Source organism: Methylobacterium sp. FW306-05-D (assembly GCF_058782155.1).
The window spans coordinates 14,073-30,466 of the sequence record NZ_JBYSXL010000056.1; the positions used below are offsets into that span (position 1 = coordinate 14,073).

Here is a 16,394-nt window from a genome sequence, read left to right on the forward strand (position 1 = left end):
GCCGGTTGCATTTGCTGTCGGGCCTGCGCTGCAGGGGCTTACCCAATGTTCAAGCCATACGTGTCATCAGATGCCGTATACTGCCCCCACGCTTGCCTGGCTGGAAAACCTCTCTCCGCGTGAATCGGTCGCGCGCCCAGGGGGCGCCGATGCCGTCCCCGCTGATCCGGCTGCACCGGCGCCGGTCCGCGCGCCATCTTCGGCCGATCCCGCTGACACCGGCCGCGCTCCTGCCAGTTCCGCTCCCGCCGATCTCACGCTCAACGACGAACTGCAGAGGCGCCTCGGGCAGGTGGTCTTCTCCACCCTCTGCGAGAAGCTCGGCCGGCCGAAACTGACCCCGATCCAGGGCCGCGCCGAGCTGGAGATCCTGACCGCCGACCACCTGCGGGCCGCGCGCGCGCTCCTCAACTGGTCGATGTCGGATCTGGCCCTCGAAAGCGGGCTCTCCGTCTCGACGATCAAGCGTGCCGAGACGCTGCCTCAGGACGTCACCCGGCGCAGCTATCGTCTCTTGGTGGAGACCCTGCAGGGCGGTGGAATCCGCTTCCTCTCCCTCGACGACGGGACGGTCGCGGTGGCGAAGGGGGGGCAGGCCGGGACCGGGTCTCTCGGGCCGCTGCGGAAGGAGAACGCGGCACATCCCGCTCCCGAGCCGGGGCGGCCGCTGTAACGCGGTCGGCTCTCCCAGCGCGTCCCGGACGGGATCGCCAAGGACGCGGTCGCAGCACGGCACGGCCCGGTCCGCCGGGAGCGTCCCTTCGCGATCCGAAGGCCGGGCGGTGCGGTCGCTGCGGGATCACCGGTCCCTAGTCGGTCTGCGTCAGGTCGTCCGCGGACCAGGTTTCACGAACGTTGCCGACATCGACCTCGAAGGCCTCGCCCAGGTTCCAGACGCCGACGACGGCGCCGACGCGGCCATCGGGCAGGCGGACCAGATCGAGAAGACGGAACGGAGACAGGGTCATGGCGTGTCCTCCAGTTCTCAGCGGGTTCGTCCCGTTCTCGGCGCTCTCGTCTTGCCAGTCGTTTCTTGCCAGTCGTTTCTTCGACGAGCGAACAGGACGGAATCCCGGGATTCCACCGCGTCGACGCGCAGACATTTCGTCGACGGGTCCTCGTGGCATGGCGTCGTACCACCATGCCGGCGGAGCCTTGAATCTAGGCGCCGGCGACACGCTCGTCAAAGCCGCGCGGATCGGCGACGTGCCGCCGGATCACGCTCGTCGGCCTACGGACCGCGACGGTATCGCAGAGATTCCAGGCCCGTGAACCCCGCCGAACTCCGGATCGGGGCGTGTGAAAAAAATCTTACCCGGTATTCGATCAGGTGATTGGAATGTATTCCATCGCCGCCGACAGCATCGTTGCCTGTGGAATTTTCTCAAGGCCAAGTTCCAGCCACAATCAGGGCGAAGACTACAAGTCCGGCTGTTTCAGCGGAGGCTGGTATGACAGTGACGATCTTTGATCCTCTGACCGGAAAAATGGTGACCATCACGCTGCCCGACTGGTGCTAGCCCGGGCCTGTCACGTGACCCGGGGGCTTGCGGCGCGAGCCAGGGGCATGCCGCGCGAGCCCGAACGCGCAGGCCGCGCTCCCGCCCCGGGGGACGGGAGCGTGTCAGGGGGCGAGGGTTACTCCGCGGCCTCGCTGTAGGATTCCACCGGCGGGCAGGCGCAGACGAGGTTGCGGTCGCCGTAGGCATTGTCGACGCGGTTAATCGGGGGCCAGTACTTGTCCATCCCGAGGCTCCCGGAGGGGAAGCACGCCGCCTCGCGGGAATAGGGACGCTCCCAGGTCCCCACGAGGTCCCGCACCGTGTGCGGCGCGTGCTTGAGGGGGTTGTTCGTCTTGTCCATCCGCCCCTCCTCGATGGCGCGGATCTCCTCGCGGATTGCCAGCATGGCGTCGCAGAAGCGGTCGATCTCGCCCTTGGTCTCGGATTCGGTGGGCTCGATCATCAGGGTGCCGGCCACCGGCCAGGACATGGTCGGCGGATGGAAGCCGCAATCGATCAGCCGCTTGGCGATGTCGTCGACGCTGACGCCCGCGCTCTTCTGGAACGGCCGCACGTCGATGATGCACTCGTGCGCCACCCTCCCCTGGGCGCCGGAATACAGCACCGGGAAGGCCCCCTTCAGGCGGGCCGCGATGTAGTTGGCGTTGAGGATGGCGATGCGGGTCGCCTGGGTCAGGCCGCGCCCGCCCATGAGCAGGCAGTAGCTCCAGGAGATCGGCAGGATCGAGGCCGAGCCGTAGGGCGCGGCCGAGACCGCACCCTCTTCGCCCGTGCGCGGGTCGGAGGGCAGGAACGGGATCAGGTGCGCCTTGACGCCGATCGGGCCCATGCCGGGGCCGCCGCCGCCATGCGGGATGCAGAAGGTCTTGTGCAGGTTGAGGTGGCTGACGTCGGCGCCGATGTCGCCGGGGCGCGCCAGGCCCACCAGGGCGTTGAGGTTGGCCCCGTCGAGATAGACCTGCCCGCCATGGCCGTGGACGATGTCGCAGATCGCGCGGACCTGCACCTCGAACACCCCGTGCGTCGACGGATAGGTGATCATGCAGGCGGCGAGCTTTTCGGAATGCAGCTCCGCCTTCTTGCGGAAGTCGTCGAGGTCGACGTTGCCGTGGGCATCCGCGCCGACCACCACGACGCTCATCCCGCACATCTGCGCCGAGGCCGGATTGGTGCCGTGGGCCGAGGACGGGATCAGGCAGACGGTGCGGTGCCCGTCCCCCCGCGACAGGTGATAGGCGCGGATGGCGAGGAGCCCGGCATATTCCCCCTGCGCGCCGGAATTCGGCTGCATCGAGATCGCGTCGTAACCGGTGATGGCGCAGAGTTTTTCGGACAGGTCGTCGATCAGCGCCCGGTAGCCCAGCGCCTGGTCCGCCGGGACGAAGGGGTGGATCTCGGCGAATTCCGGCCAGGACACGGGGAGCATCTCGGCGGTGGCGTTGAGCTTCATGGTGCAGGAGCCCAGCGGGATCATCGCCCGGTCGAGCGCCAGGTCCCGGTCGGCGAGCCGGCGCATGTAGCGCGTCATCTCGCTCTCGGCCCGGTTCATGTGGAAGATCGGATGGGTCAGGTAGGGCGAGGTCCGCACCAGCCCGGCGGGCAGGCGGCTCTCGGGCCAGGCCTCGTCATAGACCGGGTCCGCCGCCCCGAAGGCGCGCCAGACGGCCTGCAGGATGTCGGGCCGGGTGCGCTCGTCCACCGTGATGCCGATGCGGTCCGCGCCGACTTTCCGCAGGTTGACGCCGTTGGCGACCGCCTGTCCGAGGATCAGGCCCTGGAAGGCCCCGACCCGCACGGTGATTGTGTCGAAGAAGTGCTCCGGCTCCACCGTGAAGCCCAAGCGCTCCAGCCCGCCGGCGAGGCGCACGGCGTCGCGATGGACCCGGGCCGCGATGGCCTTGAGCCCGCGCGGGCCGTGGAACACCGCGTACATCCCGGCGATGACGGCGAGCAGCACCTGCGCGGTGCAGATGTTCGAGGTCGCCTTCTCGCGGCGGATGTGCTGCTCGCGCGTCTGCAGCGCGAGGCGGTAGGCGCGGTTGCCGCGGGCATCCACCGAGACCCCGACGAGGCGGCCCGGCAGGGTGCGCTTGTGCGCGTCGCGGGTGGCCATGTAGGCGGCGTGCGGGCCGCCATAGCCCATCGGCACGCCGTAGCGCTGCATCGAGCCGATGGCGATGTCGGCGCCCATCTCGCCGGGCGAGGTGAGCAGCGTCAGGGCCAGGGGATCGGCCGCCACCACCGCGACCGCGCCGGCCGCGTGCAGGTCGGCGATGGGCCGGGTCAGGTCGCGGATGCCCCCGCAGACGCCGGGATACTGGAAAATCGCCCCGAAGACCTGGGCCGGATCGAGGTCGGTGGCCGGATCGCCGACCACGAGGGTCCAGCCCAGCGGCGCGGCGCGGGTGCGCAGCACCGCGATGGTCTGGGGCAGGCACTCCGAATCCACGAAGAAGGCGGTCTTCCCATTCGCGGAGATCCGCTGGGCCATGCCCATGGCCTCCGCCGCGGCGGTGGCCTCGTCGAGCAGCGAGGCGTTGGCGATATCGAGGCCGGTCAGGTCGCAGACCAGCGTTTGGAAATTGAGGAGCGCCTCGAGCCGGCCCTGGCTGATCTCGGGCTGGTAGGGCGAGTAGGCGGTGTACCAGGCCGGGTTCTCGAAGATGTTGCGCTGAATCACCGGCGGCATGGTGGTGCCGTGGTAGCCCTGCCCGATCAGCGAGACGAGGAGCCGGTTCTTGTCGGCGATGCCGCGCATGTGCTCGATCACCCGGCGCTCGGTCATGGCGACCCCGAAGTCGAGGCGCTCCTCCTGGCGGATGTCGGCCGGCAGGGTCTCGTCCATCAAAGCGTGCAGGCTCTCGGCGCCGACGACGCCGAGCATCGCCTCGATTTCCTGCGTCGTCGGGCCGATGTGGCGCCGGTTGGCGAAGTCGTAGGGGTCGTAGCGGTCGTGGGGCATGGGGCCTCCTCGCGATGGAAAGGTGTCTGGACTACGCCGACGCGTCCCTCCCTCCTCTGCGGGGGAGGGTTCGGGCCGGCGCTACTTCGCGAAGTCCGCGTAAGCCGCCTCATCCATCAGCCCGTCGAGGCTGGCGGGGTCGTCGAGGCGGATGCGGTAGAGCCAGCCGGCGCCCTGCGGGTCGGCCCCGACGCTGGATGGGTCGGCCACCGCCGCGTCGTTGATCTCGGTCACCTCGCCGGAGACCGGAGCGTAGACGTCGGAAGCGGCCTTGACCGATTCGACCACGGCCGCGGCCTCGCCCTTGGTCAGCTTGGCGCCGACCTTCGGCAGCTCGATGAAGACGAGGTCGCCGAGCTGCTCGGCCGCATGGGCGGTGATGCCCACCGTGGCGACGTCGCCGGCGCAGTCCAGCCACTCGTGCTCGTCCGTGAACTTCCGCATCGCTCTCTCCTGGGTGTTGGATGGAAGGGGGTCAGGCGCGCTTGAAGCCCGCCGGAACGAAGGGGAGTCCCGACACCACCAGGGGCAGGCGCTTGCCGCGCACCTCGGCGAAGACCCGGGTACCGGGGGCGCCGAGCGCCGCCGGCAGGTAGCCCATGGCGATGGGGGCCTGCAGGCTCGGCCCGAAGCCGCCGGAGGTGACCTGACCGACGGCGTCGCCGGTCTCGTCGGCGAAGAGGGGCGCTCCCGCCCGCACCGGTGCGGGACCCTCCGGACGCAGGCCGACCCGCCTGTGGGCGGGACCTTTCTCCAGGGCGTCGAGGATGCGGGCCGCTCCGGGAAAGCCGCCGGCCCGGGCGCCGCCGCGCCGGCGCACCTTGGGAATCGCCCAGGACAGGCCGGCCTCCACCGGCTCGGTGCCGGGATCGATGTCGTTGCCGTGCAGGCACAAGCCCGCTTCGAGGCGCAGGGAATCGCGGGCGCCGAGCCCGATCGGCAGCACCGCGGGGTCGGCCAGCAGCGCCTCGGCCAGGGCCTCGGCCCGATCCTCGGGCACGGAGATCTCGAAGCCGTCCTCGCCGGTATAGCCGGAGCGGGTGACGATGGCGGAGGCGCCCAGCAGCCCGAGCATCCGCACGTCCATGAAGCGCATCTCGGCCACCTCCGGCGCGAGGCGCGCCAGGGCGGCCTCCGCGCCGGGCCCCTGCAGGGCGACGAGGGCGCGGGCCAACACCGTCACCTCGCAGATGTCGGAGAGATGCGCCCGCAGATAGGCCTCGTCGGCGACCTTGTTGGCGGCGTTGACCACGAGGAAGAGGCTGTCGCCGCAATGGGCGACCATGAGGTCGTCGCGGATGCCGCCCGCCGGGTCGAGGAGGAGCCCGTAGCGCTGCCGGCCCGGCCTCAGGCCGAGCACATCGATGGGCAGCAGGGTTTCGAGGGCGCGCGCCGCGTTGTCGAGGTCGCCCGAGCGCGGGGTGAGCCGGATCTGGCCCATATGCGACACGTCGAACAGGCCGGCCGCGGCCCGCGTGTGCAGGTGCTCCTTCAGCAGGCCGGCCGGATACTGCACCGGCATGGCGTAGCCCGCGAACGGGACCATCCGGCCGCCATGGCGCAGATGGAAGGCATGCAGGGGCGTGCGGGCAACATCGGGGGACATCGGATCACTCCACGACAGACAGCTTCCGGAAGCTCGGCTGAGCGTTTCCGGCTGCCCCCATCTGTCGCGGTTACCTGAGAGCTTCTCCCCGACCGCCGATGCAGTCCGGGATTTCTCCTTCGGTGGACGCCGTCAGGCGCCTCTCTCCAGATTGTCCAACGGTACGGTGATTGTGCCTGAGAGTTTCCGGGGGTGGTTGCTCCGTCGGCGCCATGGTTCGAAGGCTTCGCTGGGCGAAACGCTCGACCTGGGCTCTCCCGTACCGTCTTTGATGACGGTTCCAGGGTTTCACATCGCACTGCGTCATGCAAGGCGCCCTGCCGGGGCTGGGCGTTACGCTTTGCCCAATCCGTCAGCCCGGAGGTGAGCCGGCGCCGCATCCGGGAACCGCGACGACTCGGGCGGATTCATCCAGCATGCCGATCGCATCAGGGCACGATCTCGCCGGCCCCCGCCCCCGCCGGACCCGAACCGCGAAGCCCGCCGCGACCGCGGTCGTCGATCCTGCCCTCAGCGACAAGGCGCGGGCGATCCACGCCCGCCTCTGCCCGGTCTATGGCTGCCCGATCCCGTACCTCCACAGCCTCGACCCGTTGAGCGAACTGGTCTCCTCGCTCCTCTCCCACCGGACGCGCAACGCCGAATCCGGCCGCGCCTTCAAGGCGTTGCGGGCCCGCTACCCCGACTGGGACGGGATGCTGGCGGCTCCCGTCGCCGAGATCGAGGCCACCATCGCCGGGGTGACCTGGCCGGAACTGAAGGCGCCGCGGCTCCAGGCCATCCTCGCCGCCGTGAAGGCGCGCCAGGGCGCTCTCACCCTCGATTTCCTCAAGGACATGGCGGTGGAGGAGGCCCGGGCTTGGCTGGAGGCGATCCCCGGCGTGGGGCCGAAGACCAGCGCGGCGGTGCTCTCCTTCAGCGTCCTGCGGATGCCGGCCCTGCCGGTGGACAGCCATCATCACCGCGTCGCCCAGCGCACCGGGCTCATCGGCCCCCGCGTCGATGTCGGGCCGTCGCACCCGATCCTGCGGGCGCAACTGCCCGCCGACTGGAGCGCGCAGGCCCTCTACGACAACCACGAAGTGCTGATGCTGCATGGGCAGAAGGTCTGCCATCACCGCAACCCCGCCTGCGGGCGCTGCGTCCTGCTCGACCTCTGCCCCGAAGGTCAGGCCCGCATGGGCGCCGGGGGCACGATCCGCGAACCCTGATCGACGAGCCTTGACCGGTCCCGGCGCGGCGTCCAGAAACCGGCGCTTGGCCGCGCGGATCTTCGCTGGCGGCCGCCTCACCCAATCCGCACGAGGACCCCGCCGCGATGACCGCGTTCAAGGAACTGGTGTTCTCGGGCGTACAGCCGACCGGGAACCTGCATCTCGGCAATTATCTCGGCGCCATCAAGCGGTTCGTGGAGATGCAGGCGCGGGATGCGCAGTGCCTGTACTGCGTCGTCGACCTGCACGCCATCACCCTGTGGCAGGACCCGGCGGCGCTGAAGGGTCAGATCCGCGAGGTCACCGCCGCGTTCCTGGCCGCCGGGATCGACCCCAGGCGCTCGATCGTCTTCAACCAGAGCCAGGTGCCCCAGCACGCCGAACTCGCCTGGATCTTCAACTGCGTGGCGCGGCTGGGCTGGCTCAACCGCATGACCCAGTTCAAGGATAAGGCCGGCAAGGACCGGGAGAACGCAAGCGTCGGGCTCTACGCCTATCCCGTGCTGATGGCGGCCGACATCCTGGCCTACCGCGCGACGCACGTCCCCGTGGGCGAGGACCAGAAGCAGCATCTCGAACTGACCCGCGACATCGCCCAGAAGTTCAACAACGATTTTTCGCAGTCGATCGCCGCCCATGGGCACGACGAAGGGGCCGGCTTCTTTCCTGTCACCGAGCCCCTGATCGGCGGGCCGGCGGCGCGCGTCATGAGCCTGCGCGACGGCACCAAGAAGATGTCGAAGTCGGACGCCTCCGACAATTCGCGGATCAACCTTACGGACGACGCCGACGCCATCGCGGCCAAGGTGCGGAAAGCCAAGACCGACCCGGACGCCCTCCCCTCCGAGGTGGCGGGGCTCTCCGGCCGCCCCGAGGCCGACAACCTCGTGGGCATCTTCGCGGCCCTGAAGGACGTCTCGCGCGAGGACGTGCTGCGCGACTACGGCGGCGCCCAGTTCTCCGCCTTCAAGGGCGCTCTGGTGGAACTCGCCGTCGAGACCCTGGCGCCGCTGGGGGCCGAGATGAAGCGCCTCGTGGCCGATCCGGCCGAGATCGACGCGGTGCTGGCCGACGGCGCCGAGCGGGCCGAGGCCATCGCGGCCCCGACCCTGGATGCCGTCAAGGACATCGTCGGCTTCGTCCGGCGGGGACCGCGCCTGCGGATGGTACAGGGATGAGCGAGGCGCTCCGGCCGCCGACAGGGCCGGTGCCGGGAGACGTACGATGTCCGACTGGAACCCCGCCCTCTACGCTCGCTTCGAGGACGAGCGCACGCGTCCGGCGGCTGAACTCCTCGCCCAGGTTCCCCTCGCGGCGCCGCGCCTCGCCTACGATCTCGGCTGCGGCCCCGGCAATTCCACCGCACTGATCGCGGCGCGCTTCCCCGAGGCCGAGGTCATCGGCCTCGACACCTCCCCGGCCATGCTGGAGCGGGCCCGCGAGCGCCTGCCCGACCTCGCCTTCGCGCTGGCTGATGCGGCGACCTGGCAGCCGGACCGGGCGCCGGATCTGATCTACGCCAATGCCGTGCTGCAATGGTTGCCCGACCACCCGGTGCTGATACCCCGTCTCTTCGGCCTTCTGGCACCCGGCGGCGTTCTCGCCGTTCAGATGCCCGACAACCTCGCCGAGCCGTCGCACCACCTGATGCGCGCGGTGGCGGCAACCGGCCCCTGGGCGGCGGCGATCGGCGACCCAGCCGTGGCCGGCCGGCTCGGGCGCATGCTGGAACCGGCCGGCTATTACGATCTGCTGGCGCCGCACGCTGCTGAGGTGAATGTCTGGCGCACCGCCTATCACCACCGGATGGCGGATGCGTCCGCCATCGTCGAATGGGTCCGCGCCACGGGTTTGCGACCCTTCCTCGACCCGCTCACACCCCACGAAGAGGCCGGGTTCCTCGCCGCCTACACGGCCGCGATCGCAGAGGGGTATCCGCCTCGCCGTGACGGACGGCGACTGCTCACATTCCCTCGGGTGTTCATCGTCGCGCGGCGCGCGGGCTAGCGCCGAGCCGGCTCAGCTCTCGCCGCGCGCGACCCGGGCCTCGTACTCGGGCAGCTCGATCCGGCCCTCCTTCGCGACGCGGGCCTTGTCCTCCTCTGGGATGACGTCGGCGACCATGTCGAGGCGCTTCCAGAGGGCGAGCGGCGTCTCCTTGTCGGGGGTGGGCACGTATCGGTTCTGCGCCACCTTCTGGTACTTGTGGATGTAGCGCGGACAGTTGACCCAGGCCTTCGTGACCTCGACGCGGACGAGGTACTTGGCTTCCGTGTACTCGGCCATCAGGGGATCGTCGCGCAGCATCCGGGCATGGCCCTGAACGCGGACCCGGTGCGGGGTCTCGAAGTCGATGAACAGCAGGCCGACCTTGGACTGCCCCTCGATGTTGCCCATCGAGTACCACATGCCGTTGCCGTCGAAGCCGGGGAACACCAGCGTGTTACCGTCGAGCACCTTCACGAAGCCGGGGCTGCCGCCCTTGTAGGAGACGGTCGGCATGCCGTCGGGGTCGACGGTGGACAGGAAGAACATGTCCCGGCTGCCGATGAAGGCGGCCTCGGTCTCGCCGATCTGCTCCTGAACCCATCCGGTGTCCAGGCGCTCCGCGAGCTTGACGGTGTTGAACTCTTCCTGAAGCGCGCGATGCGCGTCGTAATAGAGCGATGCCATGGGGGTCCTCTGCGTTTCGGCCGCTCTCGACCGGGCAGCCGTTGGCGGCGATGATCGCGGGAAACCTGTCCGAGCACAACATTCGATCCCTTCATCTCTCGCCATGGCGAGGGCGCAGCGACCTGTCGTCCGCGCACGAAAAAGCCGGCGCCGCTCGCGCGACGCCGGCTTCCTCCGCGACGCGCAGCCGAGCGAAGCCCGGCTGCAACGTGCAAAATCAGTTCTTGGCCTTGTCTCAGTTCTTGGCCTTGTCGACGAGGGCCTTCTCGGAGATCCACGGCATCATGCCGCGCAGCTTGGCGCCGACTTCCTCGATCGGGTGGGCGGCGAGCTTGGCGCGGGTGGCCTTGAACGAGGTCTGGCCGACCTTGTTCTCCAGCATCCAGTCGCGGGTGAACTTGCCCGACTGAATGTCGTTCAGGACGCGCTTCATCTCGGCCTTGGTCTCGGGCGTGACGATGCGGGGACCGGTGACGTACTCGCCGTACTCAGCGGTGTTCGAGATCGAGTAGTTCATGTTGGCGATGCCGCCCTCGTAGATGAGGTCGACGATGAGCTTCACCTCGTGCAGGCACTCGAAATAGGCCATCTCGGGGGCGTAGCCGCCCTCGACCAGGGTCTCGAAGCCGGCCTTGATCAGCTCGACGAGGCCGCCGCAGAGCACGGCCTGCTCGCCGAAGAGATCCGTCTCGCACTCTTCCTTGAAGGTGGTCTCGATGATGCCGGCGCGGCCGCCACCGTTCGCCGAAGCGTAGGAGAGGCCGAGGTCGTGGGCGTTGCCCGAGGCGTCCTGCGCGATGGCGATGAGCGTCGGCACGCCGCCGCCCTTGAGGTACTCGCCGCGCACGGTGTGGCCGGGGCCCTTCGGGGCGACCATGAGCACGTCGAGGTCCTTGCGGGGCTCGATCAGGTTGAAGTGCACGTTGAGGCCGTGGGCGAACAGGAGGGCGGCGCCCTGCTTCATGTTCGGCTCCAGGGACTCCTTGTAGATGTCGCCCTGGAGCTCGTCCGGGGTCAGCATCATGACGACGTCGGCCTGCTTGGCGGCGTCGGCGACGTTCATCACCGTGAAGCCCTCGGCTTCAGCCTTCTTGGCGGTGGCCGAACCTTCGCGGAGCGCGATGACGATGCCCTTGACGCCGGAATCGCGGAGATTCAGCGCGTGGGCATGGCCCTGGCTGCCGTAGCCGACGATGACGACCTTCTTGCCCTTGATCAGGTTGAGGTCGGCGTCGCGATCGTAATAGACCCGCATGGAATGTATCCTCTTCTCGTGGGGTGTCAGGAACGGGCCCGGCCGTACAGGGCCAGGAACTGGTCGACGGCGCGGGCCGCGTCGCGTCGGATCTCGGCGGCGTCGAGGTCGAGCGCGTCGCCGAGGAGGAGTCGAATCTGGATGTCGCGGCCGACCAGGCCGAAGAAGGTCCGGAAGGCGGTCTCGCTGTCCTCGAACGCCAGGAGCCCGGCCGCGCGTCCCGCCTCCAGCACGGGCTTGACCCGCGCGCCGATGGCCAGGCGCCCGTTCGCCAGCACGATGGCGCCGAGGTTGCCCTTGCGCGAGCCGGCATGGGCGATGGCGATGCGGTTGAGCACCACCGAGGTACGGCCCGCGATGACGTCGAGCCAGCTCACGGCGAAGTCGAGCAGGCGCTCGCGCAGGGTTTCGGCGTCGAGGGCCCCGTCCGCGTCGCGGCCGGCATGGACCCGCGAGGCCTGCCAGCGCACCGTGGCGGTGAGGAGGCCGTCGCGGTCGCCGAACCACTTGTAGAGGGTCTCCTTCGAGCAGCTCGCCCGGCGCGCCACGGCGTCCATGGTGAGCTGATCCCCCTCCTCGACGAGGAGGGCGAGCACGGCATCGAGCACCGCCTGCTGGCGGGCCGAAGGCGCCTCCTGCCCTGTCTCGTCGCGTGTGGCCGTCGCGCTCATGCCGATCCGAAAACCAGTACCGTACCGTACGGTACGCGGTCTCCTAGTCCGATTCGGTGGCCTGGACAAGGGGGAGCGGCCGCACCGGCTGCCTATTCGGGCAGGGTCAGGCCTTCGCGGGCGAACACGGTGCGCACGGCCGGGCGCGCGGCCATGGCGCGGGCGTGGCGCGTCCAGGCGGGGAAGCGCTCGGCCATGTCGAAACGCAGCGCCGGGCCGCGGCCCCAGGTCCAGAACAGCAGTAGGTAGGGATCGGCGACGCTGTAGGCCTCACCCAGGGCCCAGCCGCCGTTGGAGAGCTTGACCTCGGTCATCGTGAACAGGTCGCCGCAGGTCTCTGCGCCCTTGGCCTGAATGCCGGGAAACGCGGATTCATCGCCGGTGTAGCGCTCGGCCCGGCGGATATGCGCGTAGGCGATGTGATGGCCGGTGGAGAGCCAGCCGAGCCACTCGTCGACCCGGGCCTGGTCGCGCGGCGCTTCCGGCCAGAGCCCGGCCCGCGGATGCGTGCGGGCGATGTGGCGCAGGATCGCGGTGTTCTCGGTGAGCACCCAGTCGCCTTCCACCAGCGCCGGCACGCGGCCGCGCTCGTTGACGGCGAGGTATGCGGGCGCCCGCTGGTCGCCCTTGGCGAGGTCGAGCCGCACGGTCTCGTAGGGCGTCCCCGTCTCCTCTAGGGCGATGTGGGAGGCGAGCGAGCAGGCGCCGGGGGCGTAGTAGAGGGTGGTCATGGTGTCTCGTGATCGTTCCAGGTGATGCCGATCAGGGTCGCGAGCTTGCCCCGGACCTCGGCGAGGATGGCATTCGGGACGAAGCCGAGTGACCGGAGGACGCGGGCGTTCCTGTCGATGGAGCGGACCTGATCGACCAGGACCGCGCCCTCGACGGGCAGGCCGTCGGGCAGCAGGACCTTGGTCGGCCAGGGATTGCGGCTGCGCGTGATCGGACAGACGATGACGCGCGGTGCCAGAAAATGCATGGCCTCGTTCGAGATGACCAGGGCGGGCCGGCGTCCGCTCTGCTCGGTGCCGAGGACCGGCTCGAGATCGACGAGGAGGATCTCGCCCGGCTGGCGTACACAGTCAGTACGGGGCGTCGTCATCGATGATTTCAGAGCCGACGTCGGCCCCCCAATCCACGGTCGGCGGCTCGAAATCGGGGCCCAGGCGGCGTGCCTCGGCCACCATCTCGGCCATCGTGTAGACGGGCAACCCATTCACGATGCGTCGCCCCTGTTCTGGAGCGACGGGGCTCGCCGGGTTTCCCCGCATGGCCTTCGGCAGAACTTCCACGGTCTGTCCCTCGGACAAACCGAGGCTGCGGACTTCATCCGCGGACAGGCGAACCGCGTAATCTGCTCCTTCCCGCTCCAGCTTGGCTTCCATGGCTCTCCTCCGCCGCGGATCACCGCCATCATAGCGCGATCCCGCGGCCAAGGCCTACCTGGGTCTAAGACGCCGCCAACCCTACATCGGCTCGGCGCCGCGCCCCATCGCGGCGATGCCGGTGCGGGAGATCTCCACGAGGCCGATCACCGTCATCAGGCCGATGAAGCGGTCGATCTCCTCGGTGGTGCCGGTGACCTCGAACACGAAGGAGTTCAGGGTGGCGTCGAGGGTCTTGGCGCCGAAGGCCGCCGCGAGGGTCAGCGATTCGGTGCGGTGCTCGCCGGTGCCCGCCACCTTCACGAGGCAGAGCTCGCGCTCGAGGGCCTTGCCCTGGAGGGTCAGGTCGACGACCCGGTGCACGGGCACGAGGCGGTCGAGCTGCGCCTTGATCTGCTGGATCACCGCGTCGGTGCCGGCGGTGACGATGGTGATGCGGGAGAGGTGGCGCGCCACCTCGGTCTCCGACACCGTCAGGCTCTCGATGTTGTAGCCGCGGCCGGAGAACATGCCCGAGATCCGGGCGAGCACGCCGGGCTCGTTGTCGACGATCACCGCCAGGGTGTGCCGGTTGATCGGCTCGACCCGGCCGGCATCGGGATAGTGCGTGTTCATGGCGTTCATGGCGTGCCCCGGATCTTCGTCTGCGATCGCGTGTCTTCGGTGGCCCGGTGGGCCGATCGGAAAAGGACCGGGCGCGGCGGCGCCCGGTCCGGGTGCGTCTGGATGGGTCCGGAGGCTCAGACCAGCATCTTGCCCTCTTCCGAGATGACGTCGCCGAGCTCGACTCCGGTCTCGCCGAGGTAGTCCGACAGCAGCATCTCGTTGTGCGCCTTGCCCGACGGGATCATCGGGAAGCAGTTCTCCTTCTTGTCGACGATGCAGTCGAAGACGACCGGACCGTCGTAGTCGAGCATCTCGGCGATCGCCGCGTCGAGGTCGCCCGGCTTCTCGCAGCGGATGCCCTTGGCGCCGTAGGCTTCCGCCAGCTTCACGAAATCGGGCAGGCTCTCGGAGTAGCTTTGCGAGTAGCGCGAGCCGTGCAGCAGTTCCTGCCACTGGCGCACCATGCCCATGTACTCGTTGTTCAGGATGAAGATCTTGACCGGCAGGCGGTACTGCACCGCCGTGGACAGCTCCTGCATGTTCATCAGGATCGAGGCCTCGCCGGCGATGTCGATGACGAGACCCTCCGGGTGGGCGAGCTGCGTGCCGATGGCCGCCGGCAGGCCGTAGCCCATGGTGCCGAGGCCGCCGGAGGTCATCCAGCGGTTCGGCTCGTCGAACTTGAAGTACTGCGCCGCCCACATCTGGTGCTGGCCGACCTCGGTGGTGACGTAGGTCTCCCGATCCTTGCAGGCCTCGTAGAGGCGCTGGACGGCGTATTGCGGCTTGATGATCGTGCCCGACGGCCAGTAGGCGAGGCAGTCGCGCGCCTTCCAGGTGCGGATCTTGGTCCACCAATCCTCCAGGCGGGCCTTGTCCGGCTGGCGCGGCTGGGCCTTCCAGGCGGCCAGCATGTCCTCGAGCACCGAGCCGCAATCGCCGACGATCCCGATATCGACCTTGACGACCTTGTTGATCGAGGAGGCGTCGATGTCGACGTGGATCTTCTTCGAGAACGGCGCGAAGGCGTCGAGGCGGCCGGTGATGCGGTCGTCGAAGCGGGCGCCGATGCAGACCATGACGTCGCAATCATGCATCGCCAGGTTGGCCTCGTAGGTCCCGTGCATGCCGAGCATGCCGAGGAACTGGTCGTCCGAGGCCGGGAAGGCGCCCAGGCCCATCAGGGTCGAGGTGACGGGAAAGCCGGTCTCGGCCGCGAGCCTGCGCAACAGGGCCGAGGCGTGCGGGCCGGCATTGATGACGCCGCCGCCGGTGTAGAGGATCGGCCGACGCGCCGAGGCCATCAGCTCGATCGCCGCCTGGATCTGGGCCGCATCGCCCTTGAAGGCCGGCTTGTAGGTCTTGTGGCCGTTCTGCGTCGGGCGCTCATAGACGCCGGAGGCGAACTGCACGTCCTTCGGCAGGTCGATGACGACCGGGCCGGGGCGGCCGTTGGCGGCGACGTAGAAGGCCTCGTGCAGGATGCGCGGCAGGTCGTCGATCGATTTGACCAGGTAGTTGTGCTTCGTGCAGTGGCGGGTGATGCCGACCGTGTCGCATTCCTGGAAGGCGTCCGTGCCGATCAGGTGCGTCGGGACTTGGCCGGTGATGCAGACGAGCGGGATCGAATCGAGCAGCGCGTCGGTGAGACCCGTGATGATGTTGGTGGCGCCGGGGCCCGAGGTGACGAGGACGCAGCCGACCTTGCCGGACGAGCGAGCATAGCCCTCCGCCGCGTGGACCGCCCCCTGCTCGTGGCGCACGAGGATGTGCTTCAGGGTCTCCTGGTGGAAGAGCGCATCGTAGATCGGCAGCACCGCGCCGCCGGGATAGCCGAACAGCGTGTCGACACCCTGATCCTGAAACGCCCGGATGACCATTTCGGCCCCGGTCATGACCTCGCCGCCCATCGTCCTGCTCCTTGAAACTGTCTGTGCTGTTCGTGTCGTCCGGCGCGGCGCGGCAATAAAAAAGGGCCCCGAGGGACCCTGCATGCGCCACCATTCGGATCGCGGACCCTGTTGTCAGGTCCGCCCCGTCGGTGGCGCTTCCGTTACGATAAGGATGGCACGCATCGCGTCTTCGTTCGCCTCGTTCGTCCGCCCGGCAGGGCGAATCGAAAAATCGTGTGGGGTGTCTTACCGAAGGTGGGGACACCGGTCAACGCCGAGGCGCACGATCTTGCCGGTTCCGGCGTCGCACATGACGGGGCAGCGGGCGGCGGCTTCGGGCCGGTCTACTCGACCGGAACTTCGCCGAGGATGGCACCGGTCTTCGGGTCGGCATCGAACCGCATGCGGCGTCCGTCCTTGATCCCCTCGCCGTCCCAGTGGCCGTCATCGGCTTCGAGCTTGGTGATCTCGCTGTAGCCCGCGCTCTTCAGGGCCTGTCTGGTCTGGGCCGGCGTGAGCCAGTCGGCGCCGGGAGTCTCGGCCGACGCCGCGCCCTGGCCGGCGAGCAGGGCCACGGTCAGGGCGGCGAGGAGGGCGTGGGCGGGTC

The 16,394-nt window shown here is 69.1% G+C and carries 17 protein-coding genes and 1 riboswitch; of the genes, 4 read left to right on the forward strand and 13 right to left on the reverse strand.

All coding sequences use genetic code 11. From position 1 onward, the window contains the following. The first annotated feature begins 292 nt into the window (after nucleotides 1-292). A complete protein-coding gene (locus AC3WLN_RS17430) occupies nucleotides 293-673 on the forward strand; it encodes a helix-turn-helix domain-containing protein (protein WP_492483329.1) in 381 nt (126 codons plus the stop codon). A gap of 136 nt (nucleotides 674-809) precedes the next feature. Here AC3WLN_RS17430 and AC3WLN_RS17435 read toward each other — a convergent pair whose 3' ends face one another. The 4 genes from AC3WLN_RS17435 to gcvT all read right to left on the reverse strand — a co-directional run bounded on the left by AC3WLN_RS17435 (nucleotide 810) and on the right by gcvT (nucleotide 6,091). Next, a complete protein-coding gene (locus AC3WLN_RS17435) occupies nucleotides 810-968 on the reverse strand; it encodes a hypothetical protein (protein ID WP_463779888.1) in 159 nt (52 codons plus the stop codon). Nucleotides 969-1,638: 670 nt separating this feature from the next. Continuing rightward, a complete protein-coding gene (gene gcvP / locus AC3WLN_RS17440; RefSeq protein WP_492483331.1) occupies nucleotides 1,639-4,485 on the reverse strand; it encodes an aminomethyl-transferring glycine dehydrogenase in 2,847 nt (948 codons plus the stop codon). Between the two features lie 81 nt (nucleotides 4,486-4,566). Beyond that, the gene (gcvH, locus tag AC3WLN_RS17445; protein ID WP_492483333.1) at nucleotides 4,567-4,929 is read right to left on the reverse strand and encodes a glycine cleavage system protein GcvH; all 363 of its coding nucleotides are present in this window, start codon (nucleotides 4,927-4,929) and stop codon (nucleotides 4,567-4,569) included. 31 nt (nucleotides 4,930-4,960) lie between these two features. Next, complete coding sequence (gene gcvT, locus AC3WLN_RS17450; protein ID WP_492483334.1) at nucleotides 4,961-6,091, reverse strand: glycine cleavage system aminomethyltransferase GcvT; 1,131 nt, start codon at nucleotides 6,089-6,091, stop codon at nucleotides 4,961-4,963. A gap of 154 nt (nucleotides 6,092-6,245) precedes the next feature. Beyond that, nucleotides 6,246-6,361, reverse strand: a riboswitch (glycine riboswitch). Between the two features lie 146 nt (nucleotides 6,362-6,507). Here gcvT and AC3WLN_RS17455 point away from each other — a divergent pair. From AC3WLN_RS17455 to tam, 3 genes are all read left to right on the forward strand, one after another. Next, nucleotides 6,508-7,302: an endonuclease III domain-containing protein gene (locus AC3WLN_RS17455; protein ID WP_492483336.1), complete on the forward strand. Its 795-nt coding sequence runs from the start codon at nucleotides 6,508-6,510 to the stop codon at nucleotides 7,300-7,302. Nucleotides 7,303-7,409: 107 nt separating this feature from the next. Next, nucleotides 7,410-8,483 (forward strand): tryptophan--tRNA ligase, encoded by a 1,074-nt coding sequence (trpS, locus tag AC3WLN_RS17460; protein WP_492483338.1) that lies wholly within the window; start codon nucleotides 7,410-7,412, stop codon nucleotides 8,481-8,483. Between the two features lie 46 nt (nucleotides 8,484-8,529). After that, nucleotides 8,530-9,312, forward strand: coding sequence for a trans-aconitate 2-methyltransferase (gene tam, locus AC3WLN_RS17465; RefSeq protein ID WP_492483340.1), 783 nt, complete (start codon nucleotides 8,530-8,532; stop codon nucleotides 9,310-9,312). A gap of 12 nt (nucleotides 9,313-9,324) precedes the next feature. Here the strand turns inward: tam and AC3WLN_RS17470 are convergent, their stop codons facing one another. The 9 genes from AC3WLN_RS17470 to AC3WLN_RS17510 all read right to left on the reverse strand — a co-directional run. Next, on the reverse strand, nucleotides 9,325-9,978 hold the full coding sequence (locus tag AC3WLN_RS17470) for a pyridoxamine 5'-phosphate oxidase family protein (RefSeq protein WP_492483342.1): 654 nt from the start codon (nucleotides 9,976-9,978) through the stop codon (nucleotides 9,325-9,327). Nucleotides 9,979-10,213: 235 nt separating this feature from the next. After that, entirely contained in the window at nucleotides 10,214-11,233 is a 1,020-nt protein-coding gene (ilvC, locus tag AC3WLN_RS17475; RefSeq protein WP_238280482.1) for a ketol-acid reductoisomerase, read from the reverse strand. 26 nt (nucleotides 11,234-11,259) lie between these two features. After that, nucleotides 11,260-11,904 (reverse strand): TetR/AcrR family transcriptional regulator C-terminal domain-containing protein, encoded by a 645-nt coding sequence (locus AC3WLN_RS17480; RefSeq protein ID WP_492483345.1) that lies wholly within the window; start codon nucleotides 11,902-11,904, stop codon nucleotides 11,260-11,262. A gap of 92 nt (nucleotides 11,905-11,996) precedes the next feature. After that, the gene (locus tag AC3WLN_RS17485; protein WP_492483347.1) at nucleotides 11,997-12,635 is read right to left on the reverse strand and encodes a glutathione S-transferase family protein; all 639 of its coding nucleotides are present in this window, start codon (nucleotides 12,633-12,635) and stop codon (nucleotides 11,997-11,999) included. After that, nucleotides 12,632-13,006, reverse strand: a complete 375-nt coding sequence (locus tag AC3WLN_RS17490) for a type II toxin-antitoxin system PemK/MazF family toxin (protein WP_492483349.1) — start codon at nucleotides 13,004-13,006, stop codon at nucleotides 12,632-12,634. The genes AC3WLN_RS17485 and AC3WLN_RS17490 overlap by 4 nt, the downstream gene beginning before the upstream one ends. Further along, the gene (locus tag AC3WLN_RS17495) at nucleotides 12,987-13,289 is read right to left on the reverse strand and encodes an AbrB/MazE/SpoVT family DNA-binding domain-containing protein (RefSeq protein WP_492483350.1); all 303 of its coding nucleotides are present in this window, start codon (nucleotides 13,287-13,289) and stop codon (nucleotides 12,987-12,989) included. The genes AC3WLN_RS17490 and AC3WLN_RS17495 overlap by 20 nt, the downstream gene beginning before the upstream one ends. An 81-nt stretch (nucleotides 13,290-13,370) precedes the next feature. Beyond that, entirely contained in the window at nucleotides 13,371-13,913 is a 543-nt protein-coding gene (gene ilvN / locus AC3WLN_RS17500) for an acetolactate synthase small subunit (RefSeq protein WP_056183565.1), read from the reverse strand. 116 nt (nucleotides 13,914-14,029) lie between these two features. Beyond that, on the reverse strand, nucleotides 14,030-15,805 hold the full coding sequence (locus tag AC3WLN_RS17505; protein WP_492483352.1) for an acetolactate synthase 3 large subunit: 1,776 nt from the start codon (nucleotides 15,803-15,805) through the stop codon (nucleotides 14,030-14,032). Nucleotides 15,806-16,131: 326 nt separating this feature from the next. Further along, nucleotides 16,132-16,394, reverse strand: a 263-nt coding sequence (locus tag AC3WLN_RS17510) for a PepSY domain-containing protein (protein WP_492483354.1), incomplete at its 5' end; no start/stop codon positions are given.

What these genes read in the sequence shown, in the direction of transcription:
- AC3WLN_RS17435 (WP_463779888.1), bottom strand. Translation starts at nt 968, where the DNA reads ATGACCCTGTCTCCGTTCCGTCTTCTCGATCTGGTCCGCCTGCCCGAT.
- gcvP (WP_492483331.1), bottom strand. Translation starts at nt 4,485, where the DNA reads ATGCCCCACGACCGCTACGACCCCTACGACTTCGCCAACCGGCGCCAC.
- gcvH (WP_492483333.1), bottom strand. Translation starts at nt 4,929, where the DNA reads ATGCGGAAGTTCACGGACGAGCACGAGTGGCTGGACTGCGCCGGCGAC.
- gcvT (WP_492483334.1), bottom strand. Translation starts at nt 6,091, where the DNA reads ATGTCCCCCGATGTTGCCCGCACGCCCCTGCATGCCTTCCATCTGCGC.
- AC3WLN_RS17455 (WP_492483336.1), top strand. Translation starts at nt 6,508, where the DNA reads ATGCCGATCGCATCAGGGCACGATCTCGCCGGCCCCCGCCCCCGCCGG.
- trpS (WP_492483338.1), top strand. Translation starts at nt 7,410, where the DNA reads ATGACCGCGTTCAAGGAACTGGTGTTCTCGGGCGTACAGCCGACCGGG.
- tam (WP_492483340.1), top strand. Translation starts at nt 8,530, where the DNA reads ATGTCCGACTGGAACCCCGCCCTCTACGCTCGCTTCGAGGACGAGCGC.
- AC3WLN_RS17470 (WP_492483342.1), bottom strand. Translation starts at nt 9,978, where the DNA reads ATGGCATCGCTCTATTACGACGCGCATCGCGCGCTTCAGGAAGAGTTC.
- ilvC (WP_238280482.1), bottom strand. Translation starts at nt 11,233, where the DNA reads ATGCGGGTCTATTACGATCGCGACGCCGACCTCAACCTGATCAAGGGC.
- AC3WLN_RS17480 (WP_492483345.1), bottom strand. Translation starts at nt 11,904, where the DNA reads ATGAGCGCGACGGCCACACGCGACGAGACAGGGCAGGAGGCGCCTTCG.
- AC3WLN_RS17485 (WP_492483347.1), bottom strand. Translation starts at nt 12,635, where the DNA reads ATGACCACCCTCTACTACGCCCCCGGCGCCTGCTCGCTCGCCTCCCAC.
- AC3WLN_RS17490 (WP_492483349.1), bottom strand. Translation starts at nt 13,006, where the DNA reads ATGACGACGCCCCGTACTGACTGTGTACGCCAGCCGGGCGAGATCCTC.
- AC3WLN_RS17495 (WP_492483350.1), bottom strand. Translation starts at nt 13,289, where the DNA reads ATGGAAGCCAAGCTGGAGCGGGAAGGAGCAGATTACGCGGTTCGCCTG.
- ilvN (WP_056183565.1), bottom strand. Translation starts at nt 13,913, where the DNA reads ATGAACGCCATGAACACGCACTATCCCGATGCCGGCCGGGTCGAGCCG.
- AC3WLN_RS17505 (WP_492483352.1), bottom strand. Translation starts at nt 15,805, where the DNA reads ATGGGCGGCGAGGTCATGACCGGGGCCGAAATGGTCATCCGGGCGTTT.